This window comes from Thiothrix lacustris DSM 21227 (genome assembly GCF_000621325.1).
GTDB lineage: Bacteria > Pseudomonadota > Gammaproteobacteria > Thiotrichales > Thiotrichaceae > Thiothrix > Thiothrix lacustris.
The window spans coordinates 42,943-56,258 of sequence record NZ_JHYQ01000012.1 but is presented as its reverse complement, the minus strand read 5'-3'; the positions used below and the strand labels follow the sequence as shown (position 1 = coordinate 56,258).

General features: G+C 46.2%; 16 protein-coding genes and 1 riboswitch. Of the genes, 4 read left to right on the top strand and 12 right to left on the bottom strand.

Annotated features, from left to right (window positions below; genetic code table 11):
• Positions 1–20: 20 nt before the first annotated feature.
• Both btuB and Q394_RS0106210 read right to left on the bottom strand, forming a co-directional pair.
• On the bottom strand, positions 21–1,862 hold the full coding sequence (gene btuB / locus Q394_RS0106215) for a TonB-dependent vitamin B12 receptor (RefSeq protein ID WP_051542924.1): 1,842 nt from the start codon (positions 1,860–1,862) through the stop codon (positions 21–23).
• Positions 1,863–1,920: 58 nt separating this feature from the next.
• A riboswitch (cobalamin riboswitch) is annotated at positions 1,921–2,064 on the bottom strand.
• Between the two features lie 20 nt (positions 2,065–2,084).
• The gene (locus Q394_RS0106210; RefSeq protein ID WP_028488513.1) at positions 2,085–2,912 is read right to left on the bottom strand and encodes a metallophosphoesterase; all 828 of its coding nucleotides are present in this window, start codon (positions 2,910–2,912) and stop codon (positions 2,085–2,087) included.
• Positions 2,913–3,087: 175 nt separating this feature from the next.
• Here Q394_RS0106210 and Q394_RS0106205 point away from each other — a divergent pair, with 175 nt between their 5' ends.
• A complete protein-coding gene (locus Q394_RS0106205; RefSeq protein ID WP_038140702.1) occupies positions 3,088–3,873 on the top strand; it encodes a TatD family hydrolase in 786 nt (261 codons plus the stop codon).
• Positions 3,870–4,364 (top strand): hypothetical protein, encoded by a 495-nt coding sequence (locus Q394_RS0106200; protein ID WP_028488511.1) that lies wholly within the window; start codon positions 3,870–3,872, stop codon positions 4,362–4,364. Before Q394_RS0106205 ends, Q394_RS0106200 begins: the two co-directional genes overlap by 4 nt.
• A gap of 5 nt (positions 4,365–4,369) precedes the next feature.
• Here the strand turns inward: Q394_RS0106200 and Q394_RS0106195 are convergent, their stop codons facing one another.
• The 10 genes from Q394_RS0106195 to Q394_RS0106150 form a co-directional block, all read right to left on the bottom strand.
• A complete protein-coding gene (locus Q394_RS0106195) occupies positions 4,370–5,071 on the bottom strand; it encodes a hypothetical protein (protein WP_028488510.1) in 702 nt (233 codons plus the stop codon).
• A 3-nt stretch (positions 5,072–5,074) separates the two neighbouring features.
• The gene (locus tag Q394_RS0106190; RefSeq protein WP_028488509.1) at positions 5,075–5,824 is read right to left on the bottom strand and encodes an OmpA family protein; all 750 of its coding nucleotides are present in this window, start codon (positions 5,822–5,824) and stop codon (positions 5,075–5,077) included.
• A gap of 162 nt (positions 5,825–5,986) precedes the next feature.
• A complete protein-coding gene (locus tag Q394_RS0106185) occupies positions 5,987–7,021 on the bottom strand; it encodes a FimV/HubP family polar landmark protein (protein ID WP_028488508.1) in 1,035 nt (344 codons plus the stop codon).
• A gap of 2 nt (positions 7,022–7,023) precedes the next feature.
• Positions 7,024–7,770, bottom strand: coding sequence for a phosphate/phosphite/phosphonate ABC transporter substrate-binding protein (locus tag Q394_RS0106180; protein ID WP_028488507.1), 747 nt, complete (start codon positions 7,768–7,770; stop codon positions 7,024–7,026).
• A 4-nt stretch (positions 7,771–7,774) separates the two neighbouring features.
• On the bottom strand, positions 7,775–8,260 hold the full coding sequence (locus tag Q394_RS0106175; RefSeq protein ID WP_038140700.1) for a PAS domain-containing protein: 486 nt from the start codon (positions 8,258–8,260) through the stop codon (positions 7,775–7,777).
• Between the two features lie 121 nt (positions 8,261–8,381).
• A complete protein-coding gene (locus Q394_RS0106170; RefSeq protein ID WP_028488505.1) occupies positions 8,382–8,744 on the bottom strand; it encodes a roadblock/LC7 domain-containing protein in 363 nt (120 codons plus the stop codon).
• A gap of 37 nt (positions 8,745–8,781) precedes the next feature.
• On the bottom strand, positions 8,782–9,429 hold the full coding sequence (locus tag Q394_RS0106165; protein ID WP_038140698.1) for a hypothetical protein: 648 nt from the start codon (positions 9,427–9,429) through the stop codon (positions 8,782–8,784).
• A complete protein-coding gene (locus Q394_RS0106160; RefSeq protein WP_028488503.1) occupies positions 9,429–9,971 on the bottom strand; it encodes a GTP-binding protein in 543 nt (180 codons plus the stop codon). Before Q394_RS0106160 ends, Q394_RS0106165 begins: the two co-directional genes overlap by 1 nt.
• A 4-nt stretch (positions 9,972–9,975) precedes the next feature.
• Entirely contained in the window at positions 9,976–11,358 is a 1,383-nt protein-coding gene (locus tag Q394_RS0106155) for a hypothetical protein (RefSeq protein WP_028488502.1), read from the bottom strand.
• Positions 11,359–11,385: 27 nt separating this feature from the next.
• Positions 11,386–12,102, bottom strand: a complete 717-nt coding sequence (locus Q394_RS0106150; protein ID WP_028488501.1) for a hypothetical protein — start codon at positions 12,100–12,102, stop codon at positions 11,386–11,388.
• Positions 12,103–12,211: 109 nt separating this feature from the next.
• Between Q394_RS0106150 and Q394_RS0106145 the strand changes: the two genes are divergently transcribed.
• Positions 12,212–12,694, top strand: a complete 483-nt coding sequence (locus Q394_RS0106145; protein ID WP_156946751.1) for a hypothetical protein — start codon at positions 12,212–12,214, stop codon at positions 12,692–12,694.
• Between the two features lie 73 nt (positions 12,695–12,767).
• Positions 12,768–13,130, top strand: coding sequence for a bactofilin family protein (locus tag Q394_RS0106140; protein ID WP_028488499.1), 363 nt, complete (start codon positions 12,768–12,770; stop codon positions 13,128–13,130).
• The last annotated feature ends 186 nt before the right edge of the window (positions 13,131–13,316 follow it).

Genomic DNA, 13,316 nt, shown 5'->3' with positions numbered 1-13,316 from the left:
TCTCCTGTTAGGTGGGTAAATTACTTCGGCGCGTACTTAACTGTCACTAAGCCATTAACACCGTCTTGATTATAGCCGTTGCTGGTTTGGTAATCCTTGTTCAGTACGTTGCCGACTTTTGCGCCCACTGTCCAGTCTTTCGACACCCGATAATCAGCGCGTAAGTCCAGCGTGCCATAACCCGCCAGTTTTTTGCTCTCGGTATTGGCATCGTCGGTGTAACGCTGGCTTTCAGCATGGACGCTGCCGCCCACACGGAATTTGCCCATTTCACGGTCAACATCCACATTGGCAAACTGCTTGGGGCGGTAAATCAGGGTCTTACCAGTATTCGTGCCGCTGCGGTTTTCCGGCTGCTGCACGGTAGCATTGGCGTTAATGTCCCAGCCTGCCACTTGCGTAGTAGCACTCAATTCCAGCCCGCGAATCCGCGCCTTGTCGGTCTGACTAACGGCGTAATCCGGTGGTGGGTAACTGATCAGATGGTCAATCTCATTACTAAAGGCATTGGCTGACCACTGTACCTTGTCACCTGCTAGTTTCCCAGAAACACCCAGTTCCACACTTTGGGAGGTTTCCGGCTGCAAATTCGGGTCGCCGCTAAACGGGTAATACAGATTGTTGAATGTCGGGGCTTTAAATGCCGTGCCATACGCAGCCGTTACCCGCATCCCATTATTGAGATCCCGCCCGACCGCAATGTTCCCGGTATTGTTGCTGCCAAACTGTTCGTTCTTGTCGTGACGGGCAGAAACATCCAGCCGCGTTGCACCAATATCCGTCTGGTAATTGGCAAACACGCCGGTATTGTCGCGGGAAGTGCGATCATAAGTACTGTCACTGATCACCTTATCCTGTTGCTGATCAAGCCCCAGTGTTGCCGTTCCCTTCGCCCCCACAGCCATATCGGCCTGAAGTGTGCCTGTATTACGCTGGGTATTGTAGGTGCGGTAAGCCGTCAGCGGAACACCGTTGAGGTAATTGTCGGAATCGTCCCGTGCCTGCCCCAATTGCGCAGTCAGTAGCACCTTGTCATTCAGGGAATGCTGTAACTTGGCATTCAGCACCTGCTGGGTAAAACGTGACTCATTATTGAAGCTGCCATCGAAATGGTTTTCACCCTTGGCGTGCAAGGCAGACGCTTCCAGCATCGTACCATCAGCAAAACGGTGTCCGGCACGCAAGGTAACGCTGTCACGTTTATAACCATCCCGATCCGGTTCGCTGTTATTCGCAGTAACATTGATGCCGTCGGTTTTGTCCTTGCCTGCATTCAGGTTGTACCAGGTTGTGCCATCACCGCCCGCAAGGTTTGCATGGGCTTGTTGGGTATTGTGGCTACCAATGCCTACACTGACTTCTGGCTGAAAACCTTTGCCGCCTTTGCGAGTGAAAATCTGGATCACGCCGCCAATCGCTTCCGAGCCGTACAGGCTGGAACGTGGACCACGCACGACTTCGATGCGTTCCACTTGATCCAATGGCAAATCTTCAAACGCTACGCTGCCGGTGGTGGCGGAACCGACTTTAATACCATCAACCAAGACCAATACATGACTGGAATGAGTGCCACGGATAAATACCGAAGTCGTTTTACCAACCCCACCGCTATTACTGAGAGTAACACCCGGTAAACGCCGCAAGACATCAGGCAGGCTGCTCGCCTGATATTGTTCAATATCGGTGCGGGTAATAATACTGACAGGGGCAAGGGTCGCATCTACCGTCTGTGCTTTGCGGCCAGCAGTAACAACGATGTCATCAAGGGAGGTAGGCGTGGCGTCTTCTGCCAACACCAGCGGGGATGCCAACAGGCAAACAGCAGCAGTGCCAAACACTGCGGCGAGAGGGAATGATTTCATGGGATATGGATTTCCGTAGCGATGCGCCCGTCGCGCACGTGTACAAAGCGACCGGGGTAAAGTCGCGCCTCGTCAGGCCGGTATCGGACTTACAGCTTGTTTAAGCTGCTTACCGTTGCGAGGGCAGTGTTGGTCTTGCACCAACTTCCCGTTTAACGCTTCCCTATTAAAGATGAAGCGCACCTGAACAGGGCTGCACGGTACGGGATTAGGGTTAGGCTGTCAAATCGAGGATTTGATCGCTTCTTCACGCACCACAAAAGGCAGATAATGCACTTGTGTTTGCACGCTACCATCCGGCAACAGCGCAATATCACGCCAAGCTGGGCAGGTGTGGTCGAATTCAATATTTTTACGGACTGGCTTCATTTGGATACACGTTGCTGGCGTACCATGTACCGCCACCGTGCGCCCATCAAGGTACTGATGCTGGCCGTTGAATTCTTGGTGGATATGCCCATTGAAAACCACCTTCACTTGCGGAAAGTGTTCAATCAATTGCCAGAAATAGGTCTTTTGCTGTAAGCCCATCACATCCATCCACTCACTATTGATGGGAACAGGATGGTGGTGCATGAAAACGGCAACGAAATCATCTTCAGGAATACTGACCAGCCGTTTTTCAAATTGCTCGAACTGCTCATCTGTCAAATATCCATCGGGCTTGTCATTCGCGTGCGTGTCCAACAGCAGTAAATGCCAACTGCCCAACGTTACCTGCTCTGGCATTTGTACATTACCACTCAGATTTTCCTTCATCATTTGCGGAATATCATGATTCCCCGGCAACGCATAAACAGGTAGGGGAAATGCATTGAGTAATGTATTCACACGCTGGTAAGTAGCAGGCGTCTCTTCCTGCGCTAAATCCCCGGTGAGCATCAAGGCACTATAGTTCTCAACCCTTCCGGTCAAATGAGCTAACATTGCCTTTAAGGAAAGATTGGGATAAATCGGCATATCTGTCCATGTCAAACGTGCATCGTCACTTTCATAGCAATGACTATCAGTCACCTGAAATAGACGCACGATATCCGCTCTTTTGTTCATCGTCATGGACCCCTCACGAGTTCATTATTTATACAGTACACTCAATAATTATATTTTATAGTTATTTTCATTTGTTTGGCTAGCTTCTTCATTCAGTAAAGGAGACCAAACAATACCCACATTAAAAAACAGCCCATCCTGTTCATTACATTACTAATCTTGTATTTTAGTTCAAATGAAACTGATAGACACACATTGCCACTTTGACGACCCTGCATTTACTGATGACAGGTCATTATTGGTCGACAAAATGCATGAACTAGGTGTTAGCGAACTTATTTTTCCAGCCGTGAGTGCCGAACATTGGCCACGGTTACGGAATATTTGCTCAACATCACCACATTTTCATGCCACTTATGGCCTGCATCCGGTGTTCTTAGCAGAACATACCCCTCACGATATTGTGGCATTACGCCATTGGTTGGAGTACGAACAACCCGTAGCCGTTGGCGAATGTGGGTTGGATTTTTTTCTGCCACATCTGGACGTCCAGAAGCAGGAAGATCTTTTCATAGCACACATAAAACTTGCCTATGAGTTCGACCTGCCATTGATTATCCATGCAAGACACTCGCTTGACTGTGTTCTCAAACACATTCGGCGCTTTTCTGGTAAAAATAATTTAAGGGGAGTGATCCATAGTTTTGCAGGAAGCCAACAACAAGCTGATCAATTGATCAAACAAGGTTTTTATCTTGGGGTAGGAGGTACATCGACCTATCCAAGGGCACAACGCTTGCGTACTATTCTGGCTAACGTGCCGTTGGAGGCTTTGCTTCTGGAAACAGATTCGCCTGATCAACCGGATAGTGCTTGGCGTGGCAAACGGAACGACCCCACTCGCCTCCCCATTATTGCTGAAACATTAGCTGAGCTGCGCGGGGAAAGCCTCACCCAGATTGCGGAAATAACCACTGCAAATGCGATACAATTGTTCAAATTACAGAATGAGTTTTTATGAAATACGTTTACCCACTCATGATGGCGCTAGTCATCCTTTCTGGCATTAGCCTGATCATCACTCCATTCATTGGTGAATATATTTTTCCAGCATCAAAAACCACCCTGCGAGTCGCACCTCCAGCAGAAGCTAAACAAGCACTTGCTGATTGGTTTAATACACCCATTACCAACCTGGCAGAGGTTCAAGCGCTCAAACAAACTTCTGCACAAAGTGATACATCCTGGTTCACCTTCAAGTCTGATGAAACACCTGTAAAAAACTTTATTATTCAGAATCAACTCAAACAACAGGATCTAACGCCAGAAAACCTTAACGGCTTATTCATGGCACAAAACTCACCGGTGTCTTGGTGGCAACCAGCCTCACTAGAACGCCAAACCTGCTTCATTGGAACCGATGAAAATCGGATTCTGGGTCTGATTTATCACGCCGAACTAAAAACAGGCTTTATCATTATCCGAACACAGCAAAAACCAGCCAAGTTCTAAAAAGATCAGGCAAGTAATGGTGGGTATTTCTGCTGAAATAGCGAATAGGCATGTTGTACCCACCCTTCAGGCGGTGGCATCAATTCAAGGCCTAATGTGCGTTGAATGGAATGTATATCATCCACGGTACATTCAGCAATCTGACGATAAGTGACAATACCAAGCGCTTGTAATTTGCTCGCAATGTGCTGGTTAATACCCTGAATAAGGGTTAAATCATCACGTTTATCAGTAAGCGGATTATTCTCTTGCAGAGCAACTGAAACCACTGGTGGCTTAGTCACCAAACCACTGTGTTGTTGGCTGAAAGCCACCTGCAAACTCATCAGTTCCTGTTTGCTATCTTGTAGTTCAGTCGTCAAACGTGCCAACATCTTTTGCTGATGATGATACTTATCCAATAAACTTTGGTATTGCAGCCGGGTTTTCTCCAGTTTTTTCCTGACTTGTAAGAATTGCCCATACTCTGCATCAGAAGGAAGAGTTGAGATCTTACGTAACATACCATCTAACTGCTGTAGCTTATAGCGTAACTGACTGTTTTCCTTAGTGGAGTCTTCATAGTTACGCCGTAATCCGAGCAATTCAACATGACATGCATTAGCCGCTTGCCGATAGAAAAACTGGGTAAACCACCAACCCAACAATACTCCACCGACGATAGCTCCCCCCCAAAATACTGACATTTGCACGGCAAGATATTCCATAGACTACTCCTTCAATACTGTAATATCGATACGCCGATTTTTAGCAGACTCTTCAATATGATTGCGATCAGCAACGGGGCGTGTAGAACCATACCCTTGAGCCACCACTTGCTGAGTCGCCACACCTTGAGACAATAAATAGTTACGCACTTCTTCAGCACGCGCTTGACTGACCGTTAGATTACCTAGGGCTGTGCCATCGTTATCCGTGTGAGCAGATACCTCAATCACCATGCTAGGGTGTTGACGCAGTATCTCAATGACTTTATGCAATACACTGATGCCATCAGCATCTAGCTCGGCACGTGCATACTCAAACTGAAGAACATTCAGATCGATTTGCTCAATAGGGTATTTTTTAGAAGGGGAATACAACTTATCGTTGGGAGTTGAGGGTAATGTGGCTGAAACTTCAGTCATGGGTTGCGCGGCTTCAGTCTTAACCGGAACTAAACGAACCTCAACGTCACGCACACCATAAACACTACTTACCACCGACTGCAACTGTGCCACATCAGCATCACTCGCGATCGTTCCAGACAAAACGCCATCTCGGCCACTAAAGTGAACAATATTGGTAGGCAAACCTGCCTTTGCTAGAGCTTGACGAGTACGCTGCAATAAATCCGTTTCAATGGCGGGTTGCTGTATTAGCAGACTAATCCCAGTCAACACCGTGACACTCACCAGTAAGAGTAATGCAGCTAAAGGAAGTAATTGCTGTTTGCCTACAGCGAGAGCAGGAAAAGCCATTTAACACTCCAAAATCGTAATTCAAGCCATTGAATATAGTTCAATGGCTGAACATGGAGATTAAGAAGTTTGATCACTCTCAACCAGCAGTAGCTAGATAAAGGGAAAGGATGTGTGGATTAGCAGGATAACCTGCTTATTTTTAAGAATAAGTGGTCAATATCAGGTAATAAAAGATAGAATTTCACGAGCTTCTTGACGTTGCTGCTCTCCACCTTCTTTTAACACTTCCTGCAACATATCCGCAGCGGCGGCGGAATCCCGCAAATCTAAATAAGCACGCGCAATATCTAACTTAAGAGCAGCATCAGGATTGCTGTCCACCACGACCACCGCAGCAGTCGTGGCAGCCTGCATCTTCGGAGAATCCTGAGTAACCTCAGAAGGTAGTGAAGATGTATTGACAGCAGCGGTGGGTGTTGTTGCAACAGTACTGGTGGAAACAGCACTCGAAACCAGTGGAGTTGGCTCACGCTTACGACGTAATAACCAAATGAGAGGCAACGTCAATAATGCTAAAAGCCCTAATAATATCCACGGCAAGTTTCCTGCACTGACAGCATTATTCTCAGCCATAGCAGCAGCAGCGCGAATCTGCTGCAAGTCATTCTGCAACGTTTCGTTATCATGCTTTGCAGTGGCGACCTGCTCCTCCAACTGCTGCTTGATTGTTTCGCTTTCTTTAAGTGACTGTTTCGCTGCATCCAATTGTTTTTTTAAATCATCCACCACGTTGGTATTCGTAGCAGGCGCTTCCACATACCCTTTAACCATCTCCTGTAAAGCTGCATTTTCTTCTTGCAGCAATGCCACCGTATCCTTCAGTTCGGCTAACGCGGCCGAATCAGCACCTAGTTTCGCTGGTTGAGCTGGAGGTGGAGGTGATGGCTGTAAATTAGGAAGATCTTTTGCGTCTGGCAGTATCAATGTTTTGCCAACAATCAGGCTATTGATACTCTTATTGCTAAAAGCCTTAGGATTACGCTTAAGAATCTCATCCATAATGGCTTGGCGGTCAGCATAATCGGGATAATGCTCCGCCACAATTTTACTCAAGACATTACCGGACTGGACTTCCCAGACTTTATCTTCAGCCAAAACAACGTCGGATAGGCACGTCCCGATGAGCGCTGCCAGCGTTAACACACGCGGTAAACTTGCGTGTAATGGCTGACTGAATTGGGTCAATTTTTTCATGGTTAGCTAACCAGTGTATCCATCAGGTCAATCATAAATTCTGTATCTTCTTGTTCCTGTGCTTCCCAGCCTAACAAACCAAGGCTCTGCAACACACTTTTACCTTTAATATCATCGTTCATCATGAGTAGCATTTGCTGTAATTCCCCATGCAGTGCTTGCATCCGGGGACTTAACAACAATACGTGACGAATGACATGTATTTCACTGCGAATCAGCTCCCGTACTTGGCGCTGAATCACACCTGAAAGTGTTTCAAAGGCATCTCGCAGGAAAAATCCCACATCTGCTTGCCCTTGTAGCAATTGCTTAGCAACCAATACGTAACTGTCAACCGTTTGTGTTTCAACATTATGGGCTGACAAATCTGCTGGTTCCAGCATAATCATGGAAATCAAATTCACATCTGGATCATCAGTAGTTGCAATCCGAATGCCCGGCTTCAGGTCTTCGATACACTGCACCGCTGAGTCCACGGCAACGGCAATAATCGCCTCATCCGATTTGTGCATCGGAGTAGCAATCGCTGTAAAACCTTTCTCACGCACCAACATAGCAGCATCAAAAGGGTTTGCGTAAATCAAATCAATGCCATCATTTTGGATAGCGATTCGTTGGCTGGAAAAGTTTTGATACAGTTCCACATGGATCTGCACCCCTAACTGACGTTGCAGCCAAGTATTAAAAATATACCAGCCAGCAATCTGCGCTGGGGGGAAATCAGGGCTAACCGTCATCACATAACGCATAACCTTACACCTCCGCCTGTTTTAATTGGGAATAACGTGCAATACACGCCTCCACTTGGGTACGAGAAGGTTTGCGCCGCACCGAAGTGCAACTCACAGCTTCACCGTTGCGCACATTCAGGATAATGGTTGCATAGACCCAGTAGTAACGCCCATCTTTACACAAGTTTTTAACATAACCATGCCATTTTTGGCCTTGTGTCACCGTATCCCAAGCCTCTTTGAATATGGACTTAGGCATATCTGGATGCCGTAGAATATAATGAGGCTGACCAATCAACTCCATTTCAGTATAACCCGACATCTCGACAAATGCCTGATTACAATGGGTAATGACTCCTTGCAGATTAGTCCGAGAAACAATCAGTTTGCCTTCTGGGAAAGGAATTTCTTCATCTTTCACCAGCACACGCCGTGAAGTTCCATCATAGTAATGCAACAGGTGTTCTCTGTAGGGTTCCTGTACATCGCGTGTTGTCATGTCTTCCATCGCATCTCTCCGTGTTGACCCCATGCAATCTGTGCGGCACACTCATTCCGCACACGTTAAGACTGCATTGACTGAGCAACTTTCTTATTATTATTTACAATAATCAGGCACTCGGCACTATTTATATAATTTTACCGATATTTTCTGCTGCACGTTTAACATCCAAAAATATCAGGCCAAGACGAGCATTAGGCTTTGCTAATACTGTCACCACTGCCTCATTCCCAGCGTGCGTCATCAGGATATAGCCCCTGGCGCCCTTGATCAGCACTTGTTCGAGTGCACCACGAGCCAGTTCTTCAGCAGTGCGATCCCCTAATGACAACATGGCGGCACTCATCGCACCCACACGGTCTTCATCCATCCCACCGGGAAGCATGGAAGCCATCATTAGGCCATCTGTAGACAAAACAGCAGAAGCTTCAATGTCCGCAGAAGAACCATTCAAGTCACTCAGGATGGAATTCAGCATTTCAGAGCGCATGGATTTTATCTCCTTAATTATCAATATAAACTTATAGTTAGACAGGTATTTCAGTATTGCCGTAGCGCATTTCCAGCGCCCACACCAAACGTTTGAAATCGGGCTGATTGAATTGTGGGATACCACCTATAATCAACGTGAAACGGTTTTGTCCGATGTATAAGGGCCAAAATCCCACTTCACTGTTACCGCTGGCATCCACCAATCCCCAAGCACGTTGACGATAGCCAAGATTACCATGCAGCAACTCCTTGTGGCGCGTATACACTGTTGTCAGGTTAGCACTTAACGCTGCCAACTCTTCAGCCGCCTCGTGAGTAAACCCAGCACTTCCCAAATACAATCCTCTGCTTTCTGCCAGAATAGCTTTACCCTCATCTGACAGGGTACGCAGCAACTTGGGCAGCAAGCGTTCCAAGGTTTCTGTTGGGGCTGTTTCACTGCTCTCTTGCCCTACGATCAACCCTGCTTCTTGCATCCAGTGTACGAACTCTAATGCCCGCTTTTTTTTATAACCACTTAATTCACAAGCCACATCCACCGTAAATAGTGGCGTCACAGCTTCTTGCAATAAACGGTGTAAAAACAACCGGCCGGACTCTTCCGCATTATCCTGCACTGCATAATAAGTACCAGCTGGAGTAATACCCAAGTACAAGTTTTCAGTGAGTATATATTCACTCATCAGCTGATTACTCCTGGATCCAGCGAGAACAGCAGCGCCTGAAGTAACATAGTGATATCTTTGTTGCTACGGGCATCCACCTCAAATACGGGAGCCTGTAACGACAACGACTCCAGATAATGCCGGTACTCAGGTAAACTCGGTTTACGTTGCAAGTCCATCCGAGTGACGCCTACGACCATCTGTTGCTTTTCGATAAAATCACGAAACGCATTAGTGTAGAAGCGAATATCCTGAAAGGGATCATGGCGAGTGTTGTCAAGCAGCAGAATTAAACCGATTCCACCTTTAGTGAGAATATCCCACATAAAATCGAAGCGCTCTTGACCAGGTGTGCCATACAAATGCACCCTCTCGTTTTCACTCAAACGTATCAGACCATAATCCATTGCAACAGTCGTTTGCGGCTTACGACTTTTGGTCATGTCCGACGCATACTCATCGGTAGCAATCGGTTTGATATCACTGATGGAAGCAATAGCAGTCGTTTTGCCTGCACCCACGGGGCCGGTAAAAATGATTTTACGGTTGATCATACTCATAAGGCTAGTTCGTCCCCCCTCCCAACAAACGCTTCAAAAAGCGCGAGAAGAAACCACGGTTTTCTTGCTTTGGTTTCTCTTTTTCACGGATGTTGAGTTTGTTCTGATCCATTTCAAACAGGTTAAGCGCAGTGGCAGCAGTATGGAATGCAAATACATACCGCTGCGGGATATTCAGCGCCTTCGCGATCTCCAACACATTGGCTGGACGTTGATTCCACAGGGCAGCTATACGCATGATGTGGGGGAACTGCTCCAGACGAGTCAAGTTAGGCCAGTATTTCAGAACAATTTTTTGTTCAATATCAACACCGCGTCCTAAACGACCCCTTGCTGTCAACAGACTACTGACCCATACAAACGCCTCAAGATCCAACAGCAGGGCATTGGGGTCACCCTGAGTTGGCGGTTCCATTTGCTCAAGTTCCTTAGCATCAGGTATATGTAGTGCAAATTGTCCGGTTTGTACTGGATTATTGCACAAAGTGCGGAATTCTTCAGACCGAGTGTCCAGAGTACAGAAAGCTAACCCTTGTTTCGGCATCAATAAAGCATAATGCTGTGCAGAAAGCTTAAGGTGAAGGGTCTGCTGAACTTCTTGCGCTTGCCGCAACGCATCTAACACACTTGCTAATAAATAATTTTCTGGCGTAAACAAGGCAATATCGGAAGATGCCTGTACATCATCCTGCTCACCACATAACGTTTTCCAGCGAAGCTCAGCCTCTGCCTGTGAAGCAGTCGATTCGATTGGACGATCAATCTCTTCCAAGGGAATATTCGTTTCTGCCGGATCAAAAACAGTGACAGGAGCTGAAGTTGGCGCTGTGGGTTCCACTGACACAAGAGGCAAAACCACCTCTTCATCATCAGCATCGTCAGGTAAACTGATCATCAAAGAGCGTAATTTTTTATCCACCCTATCAGCACGCTCAGGTATACCGAAAGGCTTGGGAAGGTCACGAAAGTGCTGCGACTCACGAACAATTTCCTTCGCTTGAGTATCCCCTCTTTCTAGCTTACCAACAGGATGAGACAAGGAACCAGCGAGAGCAGGTTGGGTTACCATTAACTCCTGAACTTTCTCTACCGCCTCCGTCAGCGCTCGCGACGTCAAAGGCTTGGGAATCCAGATGCACAATGGCAAATCTATTTGGTGCACAGATAGAATAATGCCAGGTTTCTGTAGAGCCTCTTGCTTGTGCCAATCCTCTTTAGCATCTGGATGGTCATAATCCAGAATAAAAGCATCAGCCTCGGTATCTATCACCACCTTGAAGAGGTTACGACCAGCACCTGAGAAAAAGAACTCAAGAATTGCCCTGTTATGCGGGCTAATTGCCAGAAGTGCCACTTTCAAGGGGCCTGATTTGGAATGTTTCAACATAAATCCAGCCTGCGTATCGTTATTTTTTTACCACTGCTCTGATTCCTGCTGCTTTTTAAGCCACAGCGTCGAAACCTCGCGTCCTGTTTCCTGTATGTGTTTAATCATGTTTGCCAGCCCATCCTTGCTGCGCGTGTACTGATAAATGTTCACAAGCTCTTGTTCCATAGCCTCGTCAGCCCTGCCTGCCGTTACCTCTGCTTCTAGCAATACCTGAGCTGTATCCACTTGACCATACTCCAAACAAGCAAAGACTTCTTCCATTACACTGGAATACTCCGCTATCTCCTGACTACGCTCAAGCACTAGCAGCTTCATCGAGGCCGTTTCTTGCCCTGTAGCCAGTACAGAACCCTCATGCCATTGCTGAGATGACTCAGCATTTGCACCTGTCTGCAACCACTGCTGGAAGAACAACTCATCAGCTTGCGTCAAATCATCTCTCACCAAGTGGAACAAATGATCACGTAACAAATGCCCGGCATCACCTAAGGCAAGAAACAAGTCCTGCAAACTACCCACTAAACGGCTACGCAAAGCTTCTTGTTGTGCCAATAAAATCCGTTGGGTATGAGCACGCAAATCATGCGGATAACGCCGAACATGATGTGACAGAAAGCGCCAAGCTCCAAATGGATCTGGGTAATGCTGGAGACGCAGTTGATGGTCAGACGAAAGACTAAAGGCTAACGGCAATTCCGGTGATGGCTGCACACTGCCACTACGTAATAATTTTTCTAGCATATTTAAAGTCACACTCAACACTCAACAAGTGGCTTATAGTATATTGTATTCAGATACTAGAAGACTTTTTAATCATAGTCTATAAATGTTATGGAAAAATATTTTTCTGATGAAAGGCGAAGTTCTCTATTGGAATGATACTGCTACAATAAGACTGGCGAATGATGAAAATCCGAGGGAGTTGATGTTTTATCTAACCATACAAATTGCTGTTCTTTTAACTATTTCCAGTGTTGTCGGCCTAATGGTAGGCTGGTGGATGTGTAACAAAAATACACAAAACCAACGTACCCAACTACCAGATCCCACTGAAAATCCTTTTGATGCCCGCTTCAGATTAGAACAATGTCATCGTGACAATGCGACTTTACGACGCGACCTGAAAGAAGCAGAAGAGCGTATCGAAAAATTCCAAACTCGCCTAGAAAATAGCTCTCATCAAGATGACGACGTGCTGGAACGCTTAGAAATGTATGAAATACGCGTACAAGTGTTGATGGATGACCTACAAATGCGTGATGACACTATTGCTGTATTGGAACATGAACTAGAAAAAATCCGAGATGGAGATGCTGATAATAATAAAGCATGATGTTTCACATAACACCTGCTACTATCTTCTCCCATTACCCTAACTTTACCGACCTCATAAACAAGATAAACCCATGACCACCAGAAACACCTCTTCGGCATCGTTGCTTGAAAAAGACCTGGAAATTGTTGGCAACATATCCTTCCAAAATAATTTATATGTCCATGGCAAAGTTAATGGCAACATTATTGCTCCTGTAGATTCTCGGGCATCCTTATATATTCAAGGAGATAGCGAGGTTACAGGAGAGATACGAGCGCCATTGGTAGTCGTTTCAGGTAAAATATCAGGCGATGTATTTGTCTCTCGCCGTATTTCGCTTAAATCCACTGCTCAGGTAAACGGTAACATTCACTATATGGAAATACAGATGGATGAAGGAGCAGAGGTAAATGGCGTACTAGTCAGCATGAACAATACACCTAATACCCAATAAATCTTTATTAATATTTAATTAAAAACTTATACACAAATTCAAAAACAGTGCTACGATTAGCATTGTAGGAATCCCAATCACAGGGAAGCAAGGATTGCTCATATAGACAGGTAATTTTCAAGGAATCATGAAGATTATCGGGTTATAGCTGTGTATCAAATGCTGCTATAGCCTAAAATTTTTTCT

Excerpts from the sequence above, each read along its gene's own strand:
- btuB (WP_051542924.1), bottom strand. The coding sequence starts at position 1,862 with ATGAAATCATTCCCTCTCGCCGCAGTGTTTGGCACTGCTGCTGTTTGC.
- Q394_RS0106210 (WP_028488513.1), bottom strand. The coding sequence starts at position 2,912 with ATGAACAAAAGAGCGGATATCGTGCGTCTATTTCAGGTGACTGATAGT.
- Q394_RS0106205 (WP_038140702.1), top strand. The coding sequence starts at position 3,088 with ATGAAACTGATAGACACACATTGCCACTTTGACGACCCTGCATTTACT.
- Q394_RS0106200 (WP_028488511.1), top strand. The coding sequence starts at position 3,870 with ATGAAATACGTTTACCCACTCATGATGGCGCTAGTCATCCTTTCTGGC.
- Q394_RS0106195 (WP_028488510.1), bottom strand. The coding sequence starts at position 5,071 with ATGGAATATCTTGCCGTGCAAATGTCAGTATTTTGGGGGGGAGCTATC.
- Q394_RS0106190 (WP_028488509.1), bottom strand. The coding sequence starts at position 5,824 with ATGGCTTTTCCTGCTCTCGCTGTAGGCAAACAGCAATTACTTCCTTTA.
- Q394_RS0106185 (WP_028488508.1), bottom strand. The coding sequence starts at position 7,021 with ATGAAAAAATTGACCCAATTCAGTCAGCCATTACACGCAAGTTTACCG.
- Q394_RS0106180 (WP_028488507.1), bottom strand. The coding sequence starts at position 7,770 with ATGCGTTATGTGATGACGGTTAGCCCTGATTTCCCCCCAGCGCAGATT.
- Q394_RS0106175 (WP_038140700.1), bottom strand. The coding sequence starts at position 8,260 with ATGGAAGACATGACAACACGCGATGTACAGGAACCCTACAGAGAACAC.
- Q394_RS0106170 (WP_028488505.1), bottom strand. The coding sequence starts at position 8,744 with ATGCGCTCTGAAATGCTGAATTCCATCCTGAGTGACTTGAATGGTTCT.
- Q394_RS0106165 (WP_038140698.1), bottom strand. The coding sequence starts at position 9,429 with ATGAGTGAATATATACTCACTGAAAACTTGTACTTGGGTATTACTCCA.
- Q394_RS0106160 (WP_028488503.1), bottom strand. The coding sequence starts at position 9,971 with ATGAGTATGATCAACCGTAAAATCATTTTTACCGGCCCCGTGGGTGCA.
- Q394_RS0106155 (WP_028488502.1), bottom strand. The coding sequence starts at position 11,358 with ATGTTGAAACATTCCAAATCAGGCCCCTTGAAAGTGGCACTTCTGGCA.
- Q394_RS0106150 (WP_028488501.1), bottom strand. The coding sequence starts at position 12,102 with ATGCTAGAAAAATTATTACGTAGTGGCAGTGTGCAGCCATCACCGGAA.
- Q394_RS0106145 (WP_156946751.1), top strand. The coding sequence starts at position 12,212 with ATGAAAGGCGAAGTTCTCTATTGGAATGATACTGCTACAATAAGACTG.
- Q394_RS0106140 (WP_028488499.1), top strand. The coding sequence starts at position 12,768 with ATGACCACCAGAAACACCTCTTCGGCATCGTTGCTTGAAAAAGACCTG.